Here is a 19,746-nt window from a genome sequence, read left to right as displayed (position 1 = left end):
TTTCGTGAAAATAAAAGCCCCGAAGGGCAAGCGAAAAAAATTAAAAGCTCAAATTAAGCTTTTTGGTATCAGATAATGTTTTAATGCCTTTATCTTCAGCATCATATACAGAACCAAATATCAACCTTATGGAATCAATATCATCAGCTGTACCTTCATAGACGAGACCTAACGTGTCGCTTTGCTTTACGATTCCGTAAAAAACAGAATCACCAAATTCAGAATTCAAGAAACTGTTTGTACGTTCAATTTGCTGGCCAGTGTTCAGCACGACTTTATCAAGACCAAAAAATTCAATGTCATGATCCTCTGTGTTTTCCATGTTGTAACTGATTTGCATATAATTCATTGTTGAGCTCACCTTTGTTTTAGAACGTTCACTAAAAGAAGAATGATAGTCTTTAGGTAAATCTGTGACTTCGAACAATTTGATGCTTTCGACAGTTATTTTTAACGGCCCGCTCATGACGACTGCTTTCGGTTCCATGATTTTCTTCAGTTCTAAAGTCCCGCCATAATCAAAAGGAGTAGTCTGTCCAGGAACAATTAAAACTCCATCCACCACTGGTGGCAGCTTTCCTTCATCTTCTGCCTGCATACCAAAGGCAGGTTGTGTTTCCTGACTTTCTTCATTGCTCGCTGTTGGTTGTTCACCCTCGGGGGGATTGTCAATTTGAGCGTTTGTTACGGCGGACTCAGTTAATTCTTGTGTTTGTGTCTGATTGGAACACCCTACTAGAGTTAGGACCACAATTAAAGCTAAGATCGTCTTTTTCAAATCTATTCATCCTTTTAAATACCCATCGGCTGGGAAAATTGCTATAAACATAGTGTTATTATTGATTGTTTTTCTCCATCTGTTTTCTCTTCATTTCTCTCCAGGCCTGAATTGCTGCGTCAGCAACTTCCTTTTCTTCTTCAGTCCAGCCTTTACCACCATCTAAATACGCACTACCACCAGATGGAGTTTTCGAAATGGATCGTCCTAAGATGTAGTCTCCAGAGACTTCAAAGAAATCAGCAAAGACATTTATTTCTTCGTCTTCTAGCGGTCGTTTGCCAGATTCAATTCTCGATATAACGCTATTGCTCATACCGATTCGTTCGGCAAACTCAAGTTGGCTCAATCCTTTTTCTTCACGTAATTTTTTTATACGTTGTCCTGACACTGACAAAGGAATAACACTCCCTCTCTTTCTAAAACAGCAATTAAATTTTATCATTTTTCTATTTCAGAAAAAATATATTTGCTAAAATAGCAATAATATTATTGACTTTGCTAATTCAGCAATGTAATATGTGGTTTAAGAAGATTGCTAAAACAGCAAAGAGAGAGGTGAGAAAATGATAAGGGAATTCGACCTTCTCTTCATTAAAGAAAGAAGAAAAAAAATGGGTAAAACATTGCAGGATATGGCTGATTCATTGGATTTGAAGAATGCCTCCACCTACATGAAATACGAAAATGGAGAGTATTTGTTTAGAGCTGTTCACTTGCCACTCCTTGCAGAGCAACTTGAATGTGACGTTGGGAATTTTTTTGCCAAAAACTTTGCTAAAATAGCAAAGTAACTTAGTGAAGGAGGCGAATATGCCATGTCAATCATCGAGATCGATCCCAATACACTCCAACAAATGATTATGACCGCTGTTCAAGAAGCAATTGAGCAATGCAATCTCGCTTCATCAAATCATCCCGCACTTATGGATAAGACACAGTTAATGAATTTCTTGGGAATTGGGGCAACCAAGGCCGCTGAACTTCTCAATCGTGATGATTTCCCTGTAATTCGTGAATTTGGACATCCCAGAATACCGTTGCACTCATTAATGATCTGGATTGACGAACACACCGAATGGATTAGGGATAACGCTCAAGAATATCGTCAAAGACGCGGAGGAGTTGCCTAATGTCACTGCGTTGGCACCGAACATCCTCACCCGCCGCATGTGCAGCTGGAACAGTCATAAGGGTTTTGCTTCAAGGGTTGGAGCCGGAAACGGCATTACAACAAACTTTATATAACGGACGGCATACGGCCAATCCGGAAGAGATCACATTAGATGAACTGGCTTCATTAAAAGAAACTGCCCAGAATCGCCTTACAGAAATAAGAAAATCCACCGGAGCTGTACCGGCTGCCGGCGGACGATGAAGGGATCTGGGGGGAAGACCTTACAACTCAATATTACTTCAACCCTCTGTCCAAATTCATCTAATCAAATCGGACAAAGGAGACCTAAACAATATGTCAATTGGACACTTTCAGGGTGCGTTAGAAGAAGTAATCAAACGTACAGGCGATACATTAGCCAAAGCAGGTCAAGCGGTTCATATGGATGGCTCACAGATTGGAAAGGTGCTTAAAGGCACACGCAATCCATCGAAAGAACTGATGCGTAGCGCAGCTGAACATTACGATGATGGTCAGTTATACATTGCTGCAGCTGGGGAAGTCACAGGTGGCGCTTTTGCTCCCTGGCTGGACAATGTGGACTTACATAGGGCATCGGTGCTTTTTAAAACGGTCGAGGAAATGAAGGAAGTTTTGGACCTGTCATCCGAGGTGCCGATCAATAAGACGGGCGACCAGCTCACCGAAGCTGATCGGCAGATAATGAAGCGGCTTTTGATGGAGACGGTCGAAGCGATAACGGCGCTCACGCACTTTGCAGCCGTGCTGTGCAAAGAGTATTCGTTCTCTTGGTTCGGGATCTGGAAAGAGCATCGGGCCGAGCTAAAGGCTAAAAAATATATGAAATGAGGTTGATTGAATGTCTCGTGAACAGTTGGCATATGAAGCATTGCAGGCTGGAAGAAACTCGAAGCACAACTTGGAACTGATTCGCAAACAGCCTGAGAAATTGTTGCCTGGGAAGATGAATGAAGCGGAGCAGTATCTTAATCAGATGATCCGGTTCGCGGAAGTAGAAATGAAAAATGCCCGCCTGGCAGGGCGGACACTTGGTTTGAGAACTCGACTAAAGTCTCTTGTGCTGCACATTTTACAGTCTCCCGAGCAAAAGCGCAAGGGGGAGTCTGTATGAACAATCAGATGGCCATCCAAATCATCATCAATTATACGGAATCAGCCAAGGCTCTACGCGAGAACACGGCGGCTGTTATGTCCTTCAATGGATCGGTTCAGGGAACTGACTTCGAAGCTCTTTGGCAGGAACGAGATATGATTTATCACCGCTGGCAGAATGCTGCCGCAAGCCTTCGTGAGCTACCTACGGAATATATGTCACTTGCGGTTAGAGCAATCGACGAGATTTAGAACACACATAAGAACAAGACAAGCCAAGTCGGCCTTGTCTTCCGGCGTCGGACGGTTTCATAACCAACTCCCGTACGGCGTCGGAAGATGCGGCTGACGTATCAATACATATGAAGGGAGGACAACACGTGCAAATTATTCATCGGCTTACCGTTGTAAGCAATCCCACTCGGGTTTTTGAAGTGGGTACCGAAATCGAAGGCCACGAGGTCATTGAGATCAAACAAGTTGGCGCTGAATACGAAGATCATGTCCATTCAGAATTTCATGTTATGGATGGTGATGGCCAACTGATCACAAGCGTTGAGAATGCTCCGGTTATCGTTGATTGGAAGACGATCGCGGAAGACGGACCTGTTCCAGTAAACGAAAAATAGCCCGCGGCTACGGGCTATCTCAGAACATTGAAAACTAAATATGGATACACGGTCATCTTACCATGGGTGGCCGTTCCGAACAAGGAGGATGCACATGTCCAACAATGAAGAATCCCATTGGGGAGAACCTGATTGTGAAGATGAATATGGTTCTGATTATCCCACGATTCACGAAGAACTCGCTGATCGGGGTATAAGCATTCAGGATTTCATTTAAGGGAGGAACAATCATGGCCATGAATATTGCAACCAGTACTAAGAACATGGCACGAGAGGAATGGTTGAAGATCCGCCGGAGAGGTATCGGTGGTTCAGATGCATCTGCTGTCGCTGGCCTGAATCGTTATAAATCACCCGTTGGAGTGTTTCTGGATAAGACAGGTCAAATCGAGCCAGACGAAGCTGGAGAAGCCGCTTACTGGGGCAACGTGCTCGAAGACGTCGTAGCAAGGGAGTTCACGATCCAAACCGGACTAAGGGTTCAGCGTAGCAACAAGCTTTATCAGCATCCTGAACATAAATTCATGCTTGGTAACGTGGACCGCTTGATCTTGGATAAAGGCGGTCGTGGACTCGGCATCCTGGAGTGTAAAACGGCCAGCGCCTACAAACTCGGTGAGTGGGAAGATGATCAGGTTCCTGATGAGTACGCGATCCAGCTCCAGCATTACATGGCTGTTCTGGGCGTGGATTACGGGTACTTTGCGGTTCTTATCGGTGGTCAACGTTTCCAATATAAGTTGGTCGAACGCAATGACAAGATCATTGACTCACTTGTGCAGATCGAGGATGAGTTTTGGAACCGGCATGTCGTGCCTGGCATTCCGCCAATGATTGACGGCAGTGACGCTTCAGCAAATCTGTTGAATCAGCTTTACCCCATATCCGCGCCATCAAGTGAAGTCATCTTGGATGATAAGCAAGCCGGCATCGTTCGTCAGCTTCAGGCGGCAAAAGAAGAAGCTGCTGTTGCTACGGAACAGGTCAAACGGTACGAAAACGAGTTGAAATCAATCATGGGCGAGAATGAGCTGGCTATCCATAACGGCGACACTTTGTTGTCCTGGAAGTCGAATGATACTTCTCGAATTGACAGTAAACGATTGAAGAAAGAGCAACCCGATCTATATGAAAAATACTCAAACACCTCGTCTTCAAGACGGTTCTTGGTGAAATAAGGAGGCCCTATGGCACGAGCTAACGGAGCATCACTCGAAGGGAAATTACAAGATAAGGCAGCGGGGGCGAACAACGCTCCTGCTGTTAATCCATCGCAAACCATCGCCGCTTATCTGAAGAAAATGGAATCTCAGATTGCTGAAGCAATGCCGAAGCATATGAACATCGAGCGTTTAAGCCGTATCGCACTCACTACAATCCGGACAAATCCAAAGCTTTTGGAATGTTCAATTCCTTCACTGATGGCCGCGGTTATGCAATCGGCTCAGTTAGGACTTGAGCCAGGACTGATTGGTCATTGCTACATCATTCCTTACGGCAAGGAAGCCACGTTCATTATCGGTTATAAAGGCATGATTGATCTGGCCCGGCGTTCTGGTAATATTCAATCCATTTCCGCGCATGAAGTCTATGAAAATGACTTCATAGAGTTGATGTATGGTCTTGAAGAGAATCTGAAACATGTTCCTTGGTTCCTACGGAAAGATGAAAAGCCAACTGAGTCAGGTAAGGTAGTCGGAGCTTACATGGTCGCCAAGTTCAATGACGGCGGTCATTTCATCCATTACATGCCGATCAGCGAGATTGAGGCGCACCGGAAACGTTCCAAGGCATCGAATAACGGCCCCTGGGTCACGGATTATACGGAAATGTGCAAAAAGACGGTCGTTCGTTCCGGATGGAAATGGTTGCCGATCAGCGTGGAGATTGCTTCTGCTGTAACGCAGGACGAAACCACAAGGAAAGATATTACACCTTCGGATGAACCATTCATCGATATCACCCCATCTGCAGGTACTGACGATCCACCACCTGCTCAACAAGGTGACGGTGGATCTGAACAGGTCGAGTTTGAATAATGAGCCAAATAGATTCCATCACTGATCAGCCGCTTCTACGCAGTATGATCGGTGATCGGATATGGCGACTGATGGATTCAGATCCTTCGCTTTTCAAGCAAGAGGTTCGGGATTACTTCGCACGAGGCTATCCTGGATGGCTGGTTGTTCGTGCGAAGTACCCGCACATTTATTTAACTGATAATAGGGGGCGTGATGTATGAATATGAAACAGAGCAGAAAGGCAGTGTTCAACCAGTTGCAACAAATGTTTGAAGACGCCGCGATGGAAGGGCCGGAGGTTCTCCAGTCCCATTTAAGAGACGTTGCTTTCTCGCTGGGAGCACAGGCGGCAGCATCGTCAGATCCTGCTCATATGCCGCAAGCGATTAATGATTTAGTTACTCATTTCGGTCGTGGAATCCAAACCGTTAATCAAGAGATAACGGGGAATGAAAGCAAGTTAGATGTCGCCGTTTACGCAGTAAGTAGTTCACAGCATTAAAAAGGGGATGAGCAACATGCCCGATGGCAGTTACCCGTTTCCGATTTACTCCGGCATCTTGGAGCCAGACCACTACAAGAATATAGGCAACGCGATATGGCTTTTCCTCTGGTGCATCAGTTCAACTACGAAGGAGATTGAGGAGGAGGAAACTGTCTGGGGCGTTGTCCTCGGCGGCAAGCCAATGAAGCTGTCTGAGATTGCTGGATACTTCGGAGTCAATGATAAGACCGTCAGCAGATGGATGGATGCACTTGAACAACATCAGTACATCAATGTTACCAGGGCACCAAGAGGACTGATACTGAAGGTCCGAAATTCCAAAAAGAGATCAGACAGAAATGTCCAATCAGTCGAAAGTGAACGGACAAAAGTGTCCGATCATGAAGTCAGTGATAAGACAAATATGTCCGATCACAATCACGGTGATCAGACAAAAATGTCCGATCACACAGCAAATTTGGGTAGTGATCGGACAAAACTGTCCGATCTAAAAGATAGTACTACTACTATTACTACTGCTACTACTAGTGAATCATGGGATGACATTCTGAATCCAGTTCCTTCGGGAGACGATGGAATGATTGAAATATTGGATGCTTATTGCAAGATGCACAACAAACTGGATTTTAATGTTTCTCAGAAAGAACGTTTAGCCATGGGTAAGATGGTCGCCGGAGGTACGCCTAGCCCTTTTACCATCCAAACTATGGCAAGCCTGCTTCAGGCAAAACGTCAACGTGAAGGAGAGAATTTCACAATGCCTAAGAGCTTTTTGTATTACGTCGAGGGTATTGAACAAGCTTGGAAAATTCATCAAGGATCGGAACAGCAGCCATTTAAACCTGTTTTGGTTCCAAACACACAAGCGACAGCAGCCGCTCAGCCGCGCAGGCTAAACCGTCAACAACAAAAGAGAGAGAGTCTCAAGCAAAGACTGAGAGAGGAGGAAGCCCGTGGAAAGAGCTGATGTCCTTAGGTTGTTCGTTGTGATAACCGATGAATATCCGAATTTTGATGACAGTGACGAGAACGTGGATCGCCATCTCAAGGCGCTGAAAGATTTCCCTTTTGAAACGGCTGTACAAAACGTTGAAAGGCACATCGAGATAAGCAGTTTCTACCCCAAAATCTCTGAGATACGGGGGTTTGCCGCTGATCAATCAGCGCGTGAACGTGAGCTGGAAGCAACCAGGACTTACCTGGATCAACGAGAGGCAAGACGGAAGAAGTCGACACTACCGCCGTCTGGATGGAAGGATGATTTACTTGCAAAGCTTCGGAACACCTGATTTACCTCATAGCCTTGAAATTGAACAAGCAGTATTAGGCGGGGCTTTGATTGATATTGAAATGGCAGAAGAAATTGTAACAAGACTGGATTTGGACACTTTCTTCAGCGCAAAGCATCGTTTGATATATCAAGCTTTTGTAGAGCTGGTAGAGAATCATAACCCTGTAGATCTGATTACGGTTATGGGACGGTTGAAGGAGAAGAACGAGTTAGAAGATGTTGGTGGGGTAGTCTATCTTTCTGAACTAGCGGGTTCTGTTCCGAAGCAAGCCAATGTTACGCATTACGACATGTACATTCACCAGTTGCAGGATGCGGCTATACGACGCGATTTCATCCGGACGAGCATGTTGCAGATAGAACAGGCGATGGCCGGTACCAAAGTTCCGCAGCTACTTGCCAGTGCTTCAGCAGCGCAAGCCAAGATTGCTGATCGGGCTGCTCCGAAAGAGGACTTTAAGCCAATCAAAGATATCATGATGCAACTTGTCGATGACGTGGAGACTCGTGCATACAACGTGAAGCACGGCATCGTCAATGGTTTACACACAGGATTCATTGACTTGGACAGTATAACTGGCGGTCTTCAGCGGAGCGATTTGATTATTGTGGCAGCTCGTCCCTCCGTAGGTAAGACAGCGTTTGCATTGAACATTGCTCAAAACGTCGCCAAAGATACAAAAGATGCGGTAGCAGTGTTCAGCTTGGAGATGTCCGCAGGGCAATTTGCGCAGCGGATGGTCAGTTCTGAAGGGAATATCGATGCTAGCGCGATTCGTATGGGTGACATGCAAAACGATGATTGGATAAAGATGGCCGAAGCAGTCGGTATCCTTGGAGAAACCAATATCTACGTGGACGATTCAGCTGGGATCACTATTCAGGACATTTGTTCCAAGTGTCGGAGGCTCAAGAAGGAGAAAGGGCTGGCACTTATCCTGATCGATTACCTGCAGCTTATCGAAGTTGCTGGAGGAAAAGGTAAATCGGGTGAGAATCGGCAGCAAGAAGTTTCCTACATCAGTCGGACATTGAAGCACTTAGCCCGCGAACTGGACGTTCCAGTTATCGCATTGTCCCAGCTCAGCCGAGCGGTCGAGCAACGCCAGGACAAACGGCCAATGATGAGTGATCTTCGTGAATCGGGTTCCATCGAGCAAGATGCAGATATCGTATCGTTCTTGTACCGGGACGACTACTACAACCAGGAATCGGAGAAGAAGAACATCATCGAGATCATCATCGGTAAGCAACGTAATGGTCCCGTGGGTACCGTCGAACTGGTCTTCCTGAAGCAATTCAATAAATTCGTTAATTATCAACGCACTCATAACGATTCATTCGGGCCAAAACCGCCACAACAGCCCCAAAATATTGAACAACGCCAGTGGGCGTAAGGAGGAAACGGACATGAAGCAAGGGAAGCGGCCGACAAAGCGGCAAAAGATTGAGATTAAGGCTAATGGCTTGAATGCGGAGAACTGGCTGGTTGAAAGGGATTTGCCAGACCAAATGGTCATTGTTCATCGCTTCTCAGGTAAGCCAAGAACTATTCGGCGGGGAGCATGATGGGCAGTCCTTTGTCGAGATGGAGTGTCTATGAGTACATGAAGCACCGTTTTCTAAGGACGGGAGAAGTCCCTGATCGGGACGAGCTGCAGACGGAATTTGCGGGAATTGATCAAACTGAGCTCCGTGAAGGGATCGCTGAGTTTGATGCAATTGTCGGAACTGGAGGTGCAGCATGCGAAAGCTGATTGATCCGCACCATCAGACACATTTGAGTTACGTTGTTCGCGGTGACGATGGCCATAAACTGGCCGAGGTATTTGTCATTAAGCGGGACATGCTGCCAGCGAAGCAACGAAGGAAGGAAAGGAAGCGTGCCAGACGATGAAGATTATGGGCATTGATCACGGGACCAATTATGCGGGATGGGCAACTATGACGAAGGGTAAACCAATCGATTTCGGTTTAATGGACTATTCCAAAATACAGATGCCCAAGGTCTTGAACGCCATTTACCAGGACAACTACGACATGATTCGATCACACAAACCTGATGTCGTCATTTTGGAACGCCCCGTACATTTTAAAAATGCGAATAGCGTAATCGCTTTGGTTGGTGCGTATTCCATGGTTACATTGGCTGCACTCCATAATCGCGTTCAAATTGCAGAGATACGGCCGTCAGAACTGAAATCCTTCACTGGTAAAGGGAATGCGGATAAAGAGACAGTGGCAACGGAAATGCAAATGTTGTTTGATCTGGATTACGACAAGATTGCAGTTCCGGTCTTGTACAAGCGAAATGATCCAAAAGGCAAATACAAAATAGGTGATATACAGCAGCGGCTGTTTGACCCTTCCGACGCTTTGGCATTGTGCTGGGCGTACGACCAAAAACATATCAAAGGAGTTGCATAATCATGACAATCGAATTCGCGAAATTTACAGCAGAGGTAGCAAAGGGGATCAAAATCGGTTCTGATGTTGAGGTGAAACTGCTTATTCCTTTGAAATCGGCTGTTCCCTTCTTGGAATTCTTGAGCAACAGCCAAGGACAAGACGTTATGGTTCATCTTGGAGATCCGCAGGCTGCTTTCGACTTTGAGGACCAAGAGAGTGACCCAATGTACAACACTTGGAACGGTGGGCGCCGCGTAACAACTGATTCATCCGGTGTAGTGACACAGATCGAAAAGCCGGGTTCTGAACCTGAGCAGGACGAGAATCAAGCTCAGTTATTTGGACCAACTGAGCCGCCAACTGATCAAGAACAACCAAGTGGAGACGGTCAAGAAACGGATGATGGTGACGGCCAGCCAACTGTTCCTCCAACAGGCGACGATGATTCGGGTAAGGATCCGAAAGATCCATACGGCGACGATGACGGCACTCCTTCCAGGATTAACGATGGCGGGAGTGATCAGTCCGGATCAAAGGAAATGGACTTTAGTTCTGGTGATTCAGAAGGTGACCAGCCGCCAAGCGATCCCCAACACGTAACACAAGAAGATCCGCCTGCAGGTGATAAAGCCAATCCACCTGCCGAGATCGGTAAGGAAGAACTTGAGATGTTCATTCTTAATCAACGGCCGATTTTTGATGATATCAAGTTCGCTGATGGTCCTGCTGATTTCCCTGCACTCCTTCAGCAACGGAAGGTAGAGGGAAAGACATGGTTGGAGATCTCAAAAGAAATGAACATCCCGAGTTCACAGATCAGCTCCAAGTTCAACGCCTACAAAAAAAGAGTAGCCAAGATGATGCAGGATGGCGTAGCAGTCTAAGCATCATTCATATAGCAGCATCCCCCGGTCGATTGTTGGCCGGGGTGACCAGCTGCACGCATTAATCAGAACGTATGTACTAAATCTCTAATCTTCAGTGATCTTCAAGTCAATAGTATGTCTGCAGTTGGGGCACTTCTTAGTAGCGGTAAAAGTCTTCTTCTGATTAATTTCGAGAAGTGAGAGCAACTGAACTAATAAATTTGGTAGTGAAACCAGAGCAAGTAACAAAGTGATTGTACTCATTGCGGCGGTATCAATTAATGCTTTTTGATCTTTAAGCATTCCAGCCATAAAAAAACCTAGGAATATCACAAACACTACAACAAAGCCTATGTACAGTAATCCCCAACTAATCTTAGTCCACTTCCATATTGTCTTTATTTTCATATTATCACCTCATTATCTAATACGTATTTTTTTACAAATAGATTCAATTCAAATATCGATTTCCTATTCGAGAGCTAGTTTGGTTTGCGCCAGTTAAGGACGAGATTACAGCAATCATTCATTACGGTGGACCACCTGTACGGCTGGCAATAAGGGGACCGCCTTAAATTAATGACAGGATAAAGGAGCTGTTTACATGGTCATCTCACCAAAGGTGATTCAGTTAATCGATCATAAGCTTGCACCGTTGATTGAAGAGGGCTGCCGCATCGATCAGATCAAAATGGTGTGTGCTGCAGGTACGGAACTGGTGAAACAAGGATCAGTTGAAACGGGTTTTGGTAAGTTGCGGATAGAGCCGAGTAATTTTGTGCCACAGGGTAAGTCATATCTGATCGAAGATCGGTACCGAGGATTCACATGGGTACGAAGTTCAAAAGACAAGGAGAGGAAGCACAGTGACAACGAAAGCGACATTAGAGAAGACCCTCAGCCGTCGGCAGAAGGAAGTCTATGACTATATTCGACTATTCATTGAAGACAACGGTTATGCTCCTACGATCAGGGAGACTGCTGAAGCACTGATGTTGTCGTCATCTTCTACTATTCATTCACACATTAACACACTCATTCGTAAGGGATATCTTACACATACAGCAGGTGGCGTTCGCACCCTGGCACTGACAAGGAAGGGCAAACGGCCAAAGGTCGTAACTCAAGCGGGTATCATGAGATGGATTCAAGATCAAGGCATTGAGAAAACACTTGATGCCAACGTCTATAACTTGCTTTCGGATCTACAGGAAGGCATTCAATCGGGGAGGATCTGCTGATGATCGATTATCGCAAAGTGAAAACGGTAGTGTGGACACCTGAACAGATAGCAAATCACTTGAAGGCAATTGGGGCTGAGCATCCACCTAAACGGCCTGACAAGCTGCAAAAGGCGGTTACTGCTCCACAACAGCATAATGGCAACAGCAGGTACTACAAACGTGGAGGTGAATGGTAGGTTTGCAAAGAGATCATAGAGCATTGTTATTGAAATACGGTTATCCGGAGGACTTGGTAAGTGGATGGAGTGCTGAAGACTGTGAAGCGGAGTGGGATCAGTTTTGCAGTAAGGTCATTCCGGAATAAAAAATATCCCCCGCGAGCTTGGCGGCCAGGCGGGGGATAGGATGGTCAATATTTCCTCATTCCTCTTATTAGTATATCACAGGATAAAGGGGAATGAGGGGAATGGCGATGGCATGGGGACAAGGGGAACTCTTTGCAAAAGCATCTAAACAGGAAATCCAACGGACAAAGTTCCTGCTCGATAAATATACAGATATGGTTTCCTTAATGAGAGACTTTGAACAATTCGAGCAGGATTTGCAACAGGTAGGTATCGATGGCGAAGCAGCTCGTCGCATCGATCAAACAGACCTGCATGCCGACAAAACGGCTAACGCCACGATTCTTATAGAGAAACAGCGCTGGGTGTACAAAAGATATGACTTCTATACACACCAGTTGGAAAGGGCGCAACGGCTAATCAAAGACGAAGAAGCCCGTAAAGCCGTTGATTACAGATACATTCAAGGTTATTCACGCAAGGAAACGATACTCTTCTTCCGGCGCGCACTCAGTGACAGCACTATCAAGCGCAAAATCGATGAGGGACTGGAGAGTGTTGCAAATACGTTGAAGCTTATCGGCTTTTTTGAACAAGACGATGCAGAATTTTGAAGCCTAAAACAAAAAGAGGACTCAGACTTTTCCTGAGTCCTCTTTTTTTTAGATTGCATTAATAATGAATTGTCCCTGTTGGGCTTTGACCTCAAAGAAATATTGTTGATCTTTGCTAAGATCTTTTAAGTCCTTGCTTGTTCCAGGAGATACCTGAAATTCGTCAATTACAATATTTCCTTTTTCATCTTTAACTCTCAATAGCACGTTACCTGCACTATTTGCATCATTAATGATTGTCTTATCCCAGAAAACACTATCGAATTTTACAGAATCTTTTCCAGCAAATTTAACACTGTTCCATTCATCAGATTCTGCATCGATAGCGAGAACTGAACTGGTTTTAGGAGAGAAGTAATTATGAACGGTATCGACGTTTTGATAGACTTGATAAGAACAAACAAAAATAATGGTTAACGTAACTAAAATCGCACCCCACATACTAACTTTCTTTAGTTTACTCTTAACCATACTTATTCCAGCTCCTTAATCAATTGAAATATTATAATACCCTGCTTTGCTTCCTTTTGCTTGAAGGGTATACGTTCCGCTATTCCAAGGTATTGAATCCAAATTTGCAGATTTCCCAGCAGAAATTGTTTTAGTGCTTCCTACTTGTTCGCCAGATGAGTTTACAATCCTAACGGTAATAGTTCCTGGACTGTTTGCATCATTTGTCACAGTAGGCGAATCATTAAAAAAGTTGTTGGATGATGTGACGTTACTATAAGCATTGGTAGTTAAGTAGGCCGAACCAGACCAGTTAACGTAGGGAACGATTATTGGGTCAGTAGAAGTCTGACCAGAATCTTGAATTGGTGCAGCCAGTGCACCTGTTGCGCCCCCTAATGCTAATGCCAGTACACAACTAGAAGATAATAATGTTACTTTTTTTGCTAAATTCAAATAGAACACCTCTTCTTTAAATTTTATGGATGTCATATGTATGTGTACGTCTAACTTAAATTTATCTTATTTTTCTATTTTAAGCAATATTCTTCCATAAAAAAGATAAGTTTGGATTTTAGTTGTTCTAAATGTATTCACATCTCTTTTTTTGAACCGAATTTGAGCCAAAGGTGAACATATTTTGAGACCATGTTGAACCCCACATGACCATTTTTCCGTGATACATTAGGAGCATAGAAAAAGGCGCGAATGAAACGCACGGCTGCACAACGCGGCACATGGACCGGGGTGTTCCTCTTCCCGCCTTTTCTGTTATTAACTGAACAGATTGAAAAGCTCAATAATCAGTGATACCAGATCTACTACTAATGAAATGAGGTTTACCATAAGATAGAATAATTTCATGAAATACACGCTCCCTTCTATAAGTCTTTGAAAACCAATTTGTTTTCATATCATCTTATAGAAGAAAACTGTGTCTAATATTCATCAGTAATGTCGAACTTCAAATTAGTGAGTAATCTCTCGGAAGTGCAAGGTTTGATTGGAAAGTTCGGCATGAATCAAATTTGAAGAGCTTGACCCCCATTTTGCTTCATCAGTAAAATGGTCTTGTTCTTCCTCCATAGTTACATAGTACGTATGCATTTAAAGCAAAGAGCGCAGCGTTTTTGCGGCGACCGTTTCGGGCGCATGCTTTTAGGACGTAACGCCAACTTCATACATATCACATTTAAAGTCGTTCCTTCACTGGATCGGCTTTTTTTCATTGGAGGATTATATGAATAGCAGCAGAAGACGGAAGAAGATACGCATTCGCCCCAACAAGCAGCCTGAGAAATGCAAAGGTTGTGTATGGGGCAGATGGGATGGAGTAAAACAGTTTTGTAGTAGACCCGTTTGTCCTAAAGAGGTAAAATATCCATGACACGTTTTGTTGTTGTTGGGGGAGGTGGATATTATGACAGAATGGAAAAATGTAATCTCATCATCTTTTGTAGAAGCTAATTCACGTAGAGTCGAGATACATAAATCGTTGAACTCGCTTTTAGCAGAGTTGAAGAGAGAAGATGGTATTCATAGCGCAGATTTTGACCTCATAAGTGAGCACCCTTTGAGTTGGATAGTTACAGTAAATAAAAAAAAGGTGCAGATTACAGAGTCAGAAGTGACCTCAATACAGAGTAATTTTGAAGGTTCTACTGATATCAGTCCTTCTAATGAGGAGAAAAAGGATGTCGCTGAGGCTTTAAAGAAACTTCTTGTCCAAAAACTCACATGATTTTAATCGTTCTAAGCACCCACCGTGGTGCTTTTTCTTTTGCTCTCATATGACAGAGTATGAGCCATTCTAAGCTTGTTTATATGAGAACATCCGTTTGCAGGGATCAGTCCATTGAAGAGCGGAGAACAGCGTCTGAGTGAGCCTACGCATGCATATGATGGTCACCCAAACGTTGAAACCAACTCAACTCAAATAGAAGTAACATATAAATAAACAAATCCCGGGAACTAGGCGTGTCTCCCGGGATTTGTTTCACACTTATTTACCGAAGCAGTCTTGCAGCTTTGGGCTTGGAGCTGTGGCGCATTGGTATTAACGTGATATTTCACACGCAAGTTACTTGCTACCAAGTGCAAGTTATCCAGAGCATTAGTGCCTTTCTAATTTCTTATGACTGGTCATGACTTAAGCAGATGTGATCCTGCTGGAAGCTTTGCCCCTTATAGCTCATGACAACTAGAGAAATAACTCCAGGCTCCGGAACAAGGGGAGCTCAAAAATGTGGACAATAAGACCACACTCCTTTCTCCCCTCTTTCGAGGATACACGTGTATACGGGGAAGAGAGGAAAAAGTTTCGTGATTTCTAAAAAATGGAGGTAGAGAACATGAACATCAGAATCGTGCCAATCGATCAGATTAATGCAGCAGCCTACAACCCCCGTGTTGACCTTCAGCCTGGGGATGTGGAATATGAGAAGTTGAAGCGCAGTATAGAGGAATTCGGTTATGTTGAGCCAATCGTCTGGAACGAACGCACCGGGAACATGGTCGGTGGCCATCAGCGGTATAAGATCATGGTCAACGAGCTTGGCCACACTGAGTTGCAGGTATCCGTAGTGGATCTGGACGATCAGCAGGAACGGCTCCTGAATATTGCTTTGAATAAGGTATCAGGTGATTGGGATGAAGACGCCCTATCGCAGTTACTTGTTGAGCTGCAACAGGAAGGCGTGGATATTTCCTTGTCCGGGTTCGACGATGTGGACCTGAAACAGATGCTTGGTGAGATTGAGATCCCGAACTTCGATGCGGGTACTTCCGAGGATCAAGGCGATTTGGGGGTATTGAGTTCAAAATTGGTGACTTGTCCGCACTGCAAAGAGGAATTTGAACATGATTGATTTAAAAGTGGATTGGGCGACACATGAAGCAGCGAAGTTTTCCTGTGAGAATTTCCACTACAGCCGCAGCTTGCCCGCAGGGAAGTCGGTCAAAGTGGGAGCATGGGAGGATGGCCAGTTTATCGGTGTGGTTATATTCAGCCGTGGGGCGACTCAGAATATCGGTTCTCCATATGGCCTGACGCAACGTGAATGCTGTGAGTTGACACGAGTTGCATTAACCAAGCACCAATCATTTGTATCGGAGATCCTTGCCAAAGCGATCCGGTTCTTGAAGGAGCAATCCCCCAATGTGGAGTTGATCGTCAGTTATGCAGACGTTGAGCAAAAGCATCATGGCGGGATCTATCAGGCTACGAACTGGATCTATGAGGGGAAGACGGACGGGGAACATTATTTCATCATCCGGGGCAAGAAGACACATCCCAAATTGATTCATAGCAAGTACGGTACCGGCAGTCAACGCATCGATTGGATCAGGAACAACCTGGATGCCAATGCCGAATTGTACCGGACAGAGGGTAAGCACAAGTACCTGATGCCGTTGAACAAGAAAATGCGGCGTAAGATCCTGCCTTTGCACAAACCGTATCCAAAATAAAGAGGAGGACGCGGTAACGTCCTCCTGATCACCCAGGGTATCCCCCGGCTGAGATAGCGGCCCGCCGCGCGCGGCATTTATCGACACCGCCGCTATCTCGTTTTCCATCATAACGGAAAGTCGGGGATTACACATGAGAACACAAGATGAAGTTTTGTTGCAGCACGAACTCGAAGTCGCCGAGGGTATCCTTGAGAGTAAAGAGCAGTACCGTAAAATCGTTAAGGCATCTATTGCCCAGTGGGTCAAAGACCTGCAGGCTGGAAATATAAAGATGCAGACTGTTCAGGATCTGGAACGTCTCATCGAATTGGATATCAAGCTTCAACAGGACGATCTCATGTAGGTCGTCTTTTCTATTCCAACGAAAGGGTGATAATCATGTCCGTCAACAACTATACGAAAACCATCCCGGTTCAAGCAATCCAGTTTGAAGGGATCGATCAGCCTCACCTCAACGAAGTGATCGGATTTGTGAAGTTCCCTATTTCCGTAGATTTCACTTCGGAAGGTATCACGTTAAGGGTAATCCGCAATCAATTGGATGTGCTGGTCGTGCCGGTTGGCGGTTACATCGTCAAGGACATCGCAGGGAAGCTCACTTACATGAAAACGGCTGACTTCCAATCTGAATACGTCCTGGTTGCAAACGAAAGCGAGTAGAGCTGTGACGAGTATCTGCGGCAAGTTTCTTTGTTGGGGGTGGTGATGAATGTAGATGGCCAGAGAGAGAAGTCCCGAGCGGGACAAGGCAAAACTGATGTGGCTGGAGAGCGGCGGGAAGATGATGCTTAAGGACATCGCCGCTGCTCTTTCTGTTGGGGAGACTCAGATCCGAAAGTGGAAGTCTCAGGACGGTTGGGCGGCTGAATTGAATAGTAACGTTACCATTGAAACCATTAGTAACGTTACCAAACGAAGAGGACCCCCAAAAGGTAACAAAAACGCTGTTGGGAATCGCGGGGGAGCACCGCCAGGGAATAAACGTGCTGTCGGCAATAAAGGCGGCAACGGTGGACCGTATGGGAATAAGAAAGCCGTAACAACAGGTGAATATGAAACCATTTGGCTGGATGCCTTGGAAGATGACGAGTTGGATCTCATCGATTTGATTGATACTGACCCGATTCTACAGGCTGATGAAGCCATAATGAAGTTTGAGATCCGCGAACGTAGGATGTTGCTTCGGATCAAGAGACTGACCGATGGTCTGACCGAGAGGGAACGGCGTGTTCTTTACGAGCTCAAATCAATCAAGGAAGCCATGACGGTTCATGATGAAATGACGGGTAAAACAAAGACCATTCCTGTGACCCGAACGGAGCTGGTCGAATCTCAGGTAGAAGAAAAGACCTTCCGTGTGATCGATGACATCATTTCACTTGAAGAAGCGTTAACTCGTGTGCAGACTCAGAAGCTAAAGGCAATTGAGATGAAGGCCAGACTTCTGGATGAAGAGAAGCGCGTAAGGATCGAGATGCTGAAACATGAGCTGATGATCAAACGCGGCGGATCTGAACCGGATAAAGTTGAGGATGACGGCTTTATGGATGCTCTGAGGGGACGAGCTGCGGAGGTGTGGGCTAAAGATGGCAACACTGAAGCTTAAACCTTCACCTTTCAAGTGGCAGCCTTTCTCTGATAAGCAAGTCCAAGTCCTGACATGGTGGATGCCTGAAAGCCCACATCATGATATGGATTCCATCATTTGTGACGGGTCGGTTCGTGCCGGCAAGACAGTGGCCATGTCCTTTTCATACATCGTTTGGGCAACGGAAACGTTCCGGTCTGAGCAATTTGGTATGGCAGGAAAGACGATCGGTGCGCTGCGCCGTAACGTTGTTGGTCCACTTAAAAGGATGTTGGCCAGTCGTGGGTACCAGGTGCATGACAACAAGACGGATAACGTCCTCACGGTTTCCCGTGGTCTTGTAAGCAATCAGTTTTTCCTCTTTGGGGGTAAGGACGAACGTTCACAAGAATTGATTCAAGGTATCACCTTGGCGGGCATGTTTTTCGATGAGGTAGCCCTGATGCCGAAGTCCTTCGTGGATCAGGCAACTGCCCGTTGTTCGGTTGAAGATGCAAAGATGTGGTTTAACTGTAACCCTGCAGGACCTTACCACTGGTTCAAGGTGGAATGGCTGGACAACCTGATCGTTAAGCGTGCCGTTCATCTTCACTTTACGATGGAGGATAACCTATCACTGTCCGAACGTGTTCGGGATCGGTACCGGAGGATGTACACGGGGATATTCTATGACCGTTTTATTCTTGGACTGTGGGTTATGGCTGAGGGGGTCATCTTTTCCAAGTTCAGTGATAAGCTCCACAAGAAACCGCGTGAGTGGTTTCCTACAAAGTTTGATCGCAAGTTCCTTTGTGTCGACTACGGGGCCAACAACCCGACCACATTCCTTAAATACGGGGTCCTGGGGGATGTTTATTACGAGTTGGATGAGTATTATCACGACATCAAGCTAAAGGGAGAGAAGACGAACAGCGAATATGCAGATGACCTTCAAGGGTTTGCTGATGGCGATGAATACGCAATATTCATTGACCCAAGCGCCAAGGCTTTCATCATTGAGCTGAAGCGCAGGGGCATAGGTCATATTCGCGCGGCTGTAAACGCCGTGTTGGATGGCATACAAACTGTTTCCAATCGATTTCAGAACAACGAACTTTATATTTCTGCCGACAACTCCAACTCACTCAAAGAGTTGGTTTCTTACATTTGGGATAATAAAGCCGCTCAGCGCGGTGAAGACAAGCCCATTAAGCAGAACGACCATACATGTGATGCACGGCGGTATGGTGTCCATACGGATTACCTGATGCAACGTGCGAAGCAACGACGTTCCGAAAGGGAGAACGCACCGACACCGCGGCCGAAGCGAGAACGCCCGAGCCGAGGTCGGTAGAAGGGAGAAAGC

At 45.4% G+C, this 19,746-nt stretch carries 37 protein-coding genes; 32 read left to right on the top strand and 5 right to left on the bottom strand.

Features of this window, described 5'->3' with window-relative positions; translation table 11 throughout:
* Positions 1–40 precede the first annotated feature (40 nt).
* Positions 41–778 carry a hypothetical protein gene (locus QF041_RS17525; protein ID WP_307415127.1) on the bottom strand — a complete coding sequence of 246 codons (738 nt, stop codon included), beginning with the start codon at positions 776–778 and terminating at the stop codon, positions 41–43.
* Positions 779–836: 58 nt separating this feature from the next.
* Positions 837–1,169: a helix-turn-helix domain-containing protein gene (locus tag QF041_RS17520; protein WP_307416993.1), complete on the bottom strand. Its 333-nt coding sequence runs from the start codon at positions 1,167–1,169 to the stop codon at positions 837–839.
* Between the two features lie 175 nt (positions 1,170–1,344).
* Between QF041_RS17520 and QF041_RS17515 the strand changes: the two genes are divergently transcribed.
* From QF041_RS17515 to QF041_RS17420, 20 genes are all read left to right on the top strand, one after another.
* Complete coding sequence (locus QF041_RS17515; RefSeq protein WP_307415126.1) at positions 1,345–1,572, top strand: helix-turn-helix domain-containing protein; 228 nt, start codon at positions 1,345–1,347, stop codon at positions 1,570–1,572.
* Positions 1,573–1,596: 24 nt separating this feature from the next.
* Positions 1,597–1,911, top strand: coding sequence for a DNA-binding protein (locus tag QF041_RS17510; RefSeq protein ID WP_307415125.1), 315 nt, complete (start codon positions 1,597–1,599; stop codon positions 1,909–1,911).
* Positions 1,911–2,156, top strand: coding sequence for a hypothetical protein (locus QF041_RS17505; protein ID WP_307415124.1), 246 nt, complete (start codon positions 1,911–1,913; stop codon positions 2,154–2,156). Before QF041_RS17510 ends, QF041_RS17505 begins: the two co-directional genes overlap by 1 nt.
* A gap of 93 nt (positions 2,157–2,249) precedes the next feature.
* Positions 2,250–2,765, top strand: coding sequence for an XRE family transcriptional regulator (locus QF041_RS17500; protein WP_307415123.1), 516 nt, complete (start codon positions 2,250–2,252; stop codon positions 2,763–2,765).
* Positions 2,766–2,775: 10 nt separating this feature from the next.
* Positions 2,776–3,048, top strand: a complete 273-nt coding sequence (locus tag QF041_RS17495; RefSeq protein WP_307415122.1) for a hypothetical protein — start codon at positions 2,776–2,778, stop codon at positions 3,046–3,048.
* The gene (locus QF041_RS17490; protein ID WP_307415121.1) at positions 3,045–3,281 is read left to right on the top strand and encodes a hypothetical protein; all 237 of its coding nucleotides are present in this window, start codon (positions 3,045–3,047) and stop codon (positions 3,279–3,281) included. The genes QF041_RS17495 and QF041_RS17490 overlap by 4 nt, the downstream gene beginning before the upstream one ends.
* A 128-nt stretch (positions 3,282–3,409) precedes the next feature.
* Positions 3,410–3,658 carry a hypothetical protein gene (locus tag QF041_RS17485; RefSeq protein ID WP_307415120.1) on the top strand — a complete coding sequence of 83 codons (249 nt, stop codon included), beginning with the start codon at positions 3,410–3,412 and terminating at the stop codon, positions 3,656–3,658.
* Positions 3,659–3,752: 94 nt separating this feature from the next.
* The gene (locus QF041_RS17480) at positions 3,753–3,875 is read left to right on the top strand and encodes a hypothetical protein (protein ID WP_307415119.1); all 123 of its coding nucleotides are present in this window, start codon (positions 3,753–3,755) and stop codon (positions 3,873–3,875) included.
* Positions 3,876–3,888: 13 nt separating this feature from the next.
* On the top strand, positions 3,889–4,836 hold the full coding sequence (locus tag QF041_RS17475) for a YqaJ viral recombinase family nuclease (RefSeq protein WP_307415118.1): 948 nt from the start codon (positions 3,889–3,891) through the stop codon (positions 4,834–4,836).
* Between the two features lie 9 nt (positions 4,837–4,845).
* A complete protein-coding gene (recT, locus tag QF041_RS17470) occupies positions 4,846–5,697 on the top strand; it encodes a recombination protein RecT (protein ID WP_307415117.1) in 852 nt (283 codons plus the stop codon).
* Positions 5,697–5,900 (top strand): hypothetical protein, encoded by a 204-nt coding sequence (locus tag QF041_RS17465; protein ID WP_307415116.1) that lies wholly within the window; start codon positions 5,697–5,699, stop codon positions 5,898–5,900. The genes recT and QF041_RS17465 overlap by 1 nt, the downstream gene beginning before the upstream one ends.
* On the top strand, positions 5,897–6,181 hold the full coding sequence (locus QF041_RS17460; protein ID WP_307415115.1) for a hypothetical protein: 285 nt from the start codon (positions 5,897–5,899) through the stop codon (positions 6,179–6,181). The genes QF041_RS17465 and QF041_RS17460 overlap by 4 nt, the downstream gene beginning before the upstream one ends.
* Positions 6,182–6,197: 16 nt before the next feature.
* Positions 6,198–7,151: a helix-turn-helix domain-containing protein gene (locus tag QF041_RS17455; RefSeq protein ID WP_307415114.1), complete on the top strand. Its 954-nt coding sequence runs from the start codon at positions 6,198–6,200 to the stop codon at positions 7,149–7,151.
* Positions 7,138–7,473 (top strand): hypothetical protein, encoded by a 336-nt coding sequence (locus QF041_RS17450; protein WP_307415113.1) that lies wholly within the window; start codon positions 7,138–7,140, stop codon positions 7,471–7,473. Before QF041_RS17455 ends, QF041_RS17450 begins: the two co-directional genes overlap by 14 nt.
* Positions 7,442–8,872, top strand: coding sequence for a replicative DNA helicase (gene dnaB, locus QF041_RS17445; RefSeq protein WP_307415112.1), 1,431 nt, complete (start codon positions 7,442–7,444; stop codon positions 8,870–8,872). Before QF041_RS17450 ends, dnaB begins: the two co-directional genes overlap by 32 nt.
* A gap of 13 nt (positions 8,873–8,885) precedes the next feature.
* The gene (locus QF041_RS17440) at positions 8,886–9,044 is read left to right on the top strand and encodes a DUF6906 family protein (RefSeq protein ID WP_162842437.1); all 159 of its coding nucleotides are present in this window, start codon (positions 8,886–8,888) and stop codon (positions 9,042–9,044) included.
* 38 nt (positions 9,045–9,082) lie between these two features.
* On the top strand, positions 9,083–9,232 hold the full coding sequence (locus QF041_RS17435) for a hypothetical protein (RefSeq protein WP_307415111.1): 150 nt from the start codon (positions 9,083–9,085) through the stop codon (positions 9,230–9,232).
* Positions 9,220–9,372, top strand: coding sequence for a hypothetical protein (locus QF041_RS17430; RefSeq protein WP_307415110.1), 153 nt, complete (start codon positions 9,220–9,222; stop codon positions 9,370–9,372). The genes QF041_RS17435 and QF041_RS17430 overlap by 13 nt, the downstream gene beginning before the upstream one ends.
* Positions 9,369–9,902, top strand: coding sequence for a crossover junction endodeoxyribonuclease RuvC (locus tag QF041_RS17425; protein WP_307415109.1), 534 nt, complete (start codon positions 9,369–9,371; stop codon positions 9,900–9,902). Before QF041_RS17430 ends, QF041_RS17425 begins: the two co-directional genes overlap by 4 nt.
* Positions 9,903–9,904: 2 nt before the next feature.
* Positions 9,905–10,768 (top strand): hypothetical protein, encoded by an 864-nt coding sequence (locus tag QF041_RS17420; protein ID WP_307415108.1) that lies wholly within the window; start codon positions 9,905–9,907, stop codon positions 10,766–10,768.
* Positions 10,769–10,855: 87 nt separating this feature from the next.
* On the opposite strand, the gene QF041_RS17415 is transcribed toward QF041_RS17420, so the two are convergent.
* Positions 10,856–11,158 (bottom strand): hypothetical protein, encoded by a 303-nt coding sequence (locus QF041_RS17415; protein WP_307415107.1) that lies wholly within the window; start codon positions 11,156–11,158, stop codon positions 10,856–10,858.
* Between the two features lie 196 nt (positions 11,159–11,354).
* On the opposite strand from QF041_RS17415, the gene QF041_RS17410 reads away from it, so the two are divergent.
* The 5 genes from QF041_RS17410 (at position 11,355) to QF041_RS17390 (ending at position 12,892) form a co-directional block, all read left to right on the top strand.
* The gene (locus QF041_RS17410; RefSeq protein ID WP_307415106.1) at positions 11,355–11,675 is read left to right on the top strand and encodes a hypothetical protein; all 321 of its coding nucleotides are present in this window, start codon (positions 11,355–11,357) and stop codon (positions 11,673–11,675) included.
* Complete coding sequence (locus QF041_RS17405) at positions 11,617–11,991, top strand: LexA family protein (RefSeq protein WP_307415105.1); 375 nt, start codon at positions 11,617–11,619, stop codon at positions 11,989–11,991. Before QF041_RS17410 ends, QF041_RS17405 begins: the two co-directional genes overlap by 59 nt.
* Positions 11,991–12,170, top strand: coding sequence for a hypothetical protein (locus QF041_RS17400; protein ID WP_307415104.1), 180 nt, complete (start codon positions 11,991–11,993; stop codon positions 12,168–12,170). Before QF041_RS17405 ends, QF041_RS17400 begins: the two co-directional genes overlap by 1 nt.
* 2 nt (positions 12,171–12,172) lie before the next feature.
* The gene (locus QF041_RS17395; protein ID WP_307415103.1) at positions 12,173–12,298 is read left to right on the top strand and encodes a hypothetical protein; all 126 of its coding nucleotides are present in this window, start codon (positions 12,173–12,175) and stop codon (positions 12,296–12,298) included.
* A gap of 102 nt (positions 12,299–12,400) precedes the next feature.
* Complete coding sequence (locus tag QF041_RS17390; RefSeq protein WP_307415102.1) at positions 12,401–12,892, top strand: hypothetical protein; 492 nt, start codon at positions 12,401–12,403, stop codon at positions 12,890–12,892.
* 48 nt (positions 12,893–12,940) lie between these two features.
* Here QF041_RS17390 and QF041_RS17385 read toward each other — a convergent pair whose 3' ends face one another.
* Positions 12,941–13,363, bottom strand: a complete 423-nt coding sequence (locus QF041_RS17385) for a hypothetical protein (RefSeq protein WP_307415101.1) — start codon at positions 13,361–13,363, stop codon at positions 12,941–12,943.
* 15 nt (positions 13,364–13,378) lie between these two features.
* The gene (locus tag QF041_RS17380; RefSeq protein WP_307415100.1) at positions 13,379–13,798 is read right to left on the bottom strand and encodes a T9SS type A sorting domain-containing protein; all 420 of its coding nucleotides are present in this window, start codon (positions 13,796–13,798) and stop codon (positions 13,379–13,381) included.
* 964 nt (positions 13,799–14,762) lie between these two features.
* Between QF041_RS17380 and QF041_RS17375 the strand changes: the two genes are divergently transcribed.
* The 7 genes from QF041_RS17375 (at position 14,763) to QF041_RS17345 (ending at position 19,734) form a co-directional block, all read left to right on the top strand.
* Positions 14,763–15,083 (top strand): hypothetical protein, encoded by a 321-nt coding sequence (locus QF041_RS17375; RefSeq protein WP_307415099.1) that lies wholly within the window; start codon positions 14,763–14,765, stop codon positions 15,081–15,083.
* A gap of 610 nt (positions 15,084–15,693) precedes the next feature.
* The gene (locus QF041_RS17370) at positions 15,694–16,209 is read left to right on the top strand and encodes a ParB N-terminal domain-containing protein (protein WP_307415097.1); all 516 of its coding nucleotides are present in this window, start codon (positions 15,694–15,696) and stop codon (positions 16,207–16,209) included.
* Complete coding sequence (locus QF041_RS17365) at positions 16,202–16,810, top strand: Mom family adenine methylcarbamoylation protein (protein WP_307415096.1); 609 nt, start codon at positions 16,202–16,204, stop codon at positions 16,808–16,810. Before QF041_RS17370 ends, QF041_RS17365 begins: the two co-directional genes overlap by 8 nt.
* Positions 16,811–16,943: 133 nt before the next feature.
* Positions 16,944–17,156 carry a hypothetical protein gene (locus QF041_RS17360; RefSeq protein WP_307415095.1) on the top strand — a complete coding sequence of 71 codons (213 nt, stop codon included), beginning with the start codon at positions 16,944–16,946 and terminating at the stop codon, positions 17,154–17,156.
* A gap of 35 nt (positions 17,157–17,191) precedes the next feature.
* Positions 17,192–17,473 (top strand): hypothetical protein, encoded by a 282-nt coding sequence (locus QF041_RS17355; protein ID WP_307415094.1) that lies wholly within the window; start codon positions 17,192–17,194, stop codon positions 17,471–17,473.
* A 55-nt stretch (positions 17,474–17,528) separates the two neighbouring features.
* Positions 17,529–18,419, top strand: coding sequence for a phage terminase small subunit-related protein (locus QF041_RS17350; RefSeq protein WP_307415093.1), 891 nt, complete (start codon positions 17,529–17,531; stop codon positions 18,417–18,419).
* Between the two features lie 61 nt (positions 18,420–18,480).
* Complete coding sequence (locus tag QF041_RS17345; RefSeq protein ID WP_483874691.1) at positions 18,481–19,734, top strand: PBSX family phage terminase large subunit; 1,254 nt, start codon at positions 18,481–18,483, stop codon at positions 19,732–19,734.
* Positions 19,735–19,746 lie beyond the last annotated feature (12 nt).

The organism is Paenibacillus sp. W2I17 (genome assembly GCF_030815985.1).
GTDB lineage: Bacteria > Bacillota > Bacilli > Paenibacillales > Paenibacillaceae > Paenibacillus.
Note: the sequence above shows the minus strand (reverse complement) of the source record. Positions and strands in the feature narration are given on the sequence as shown.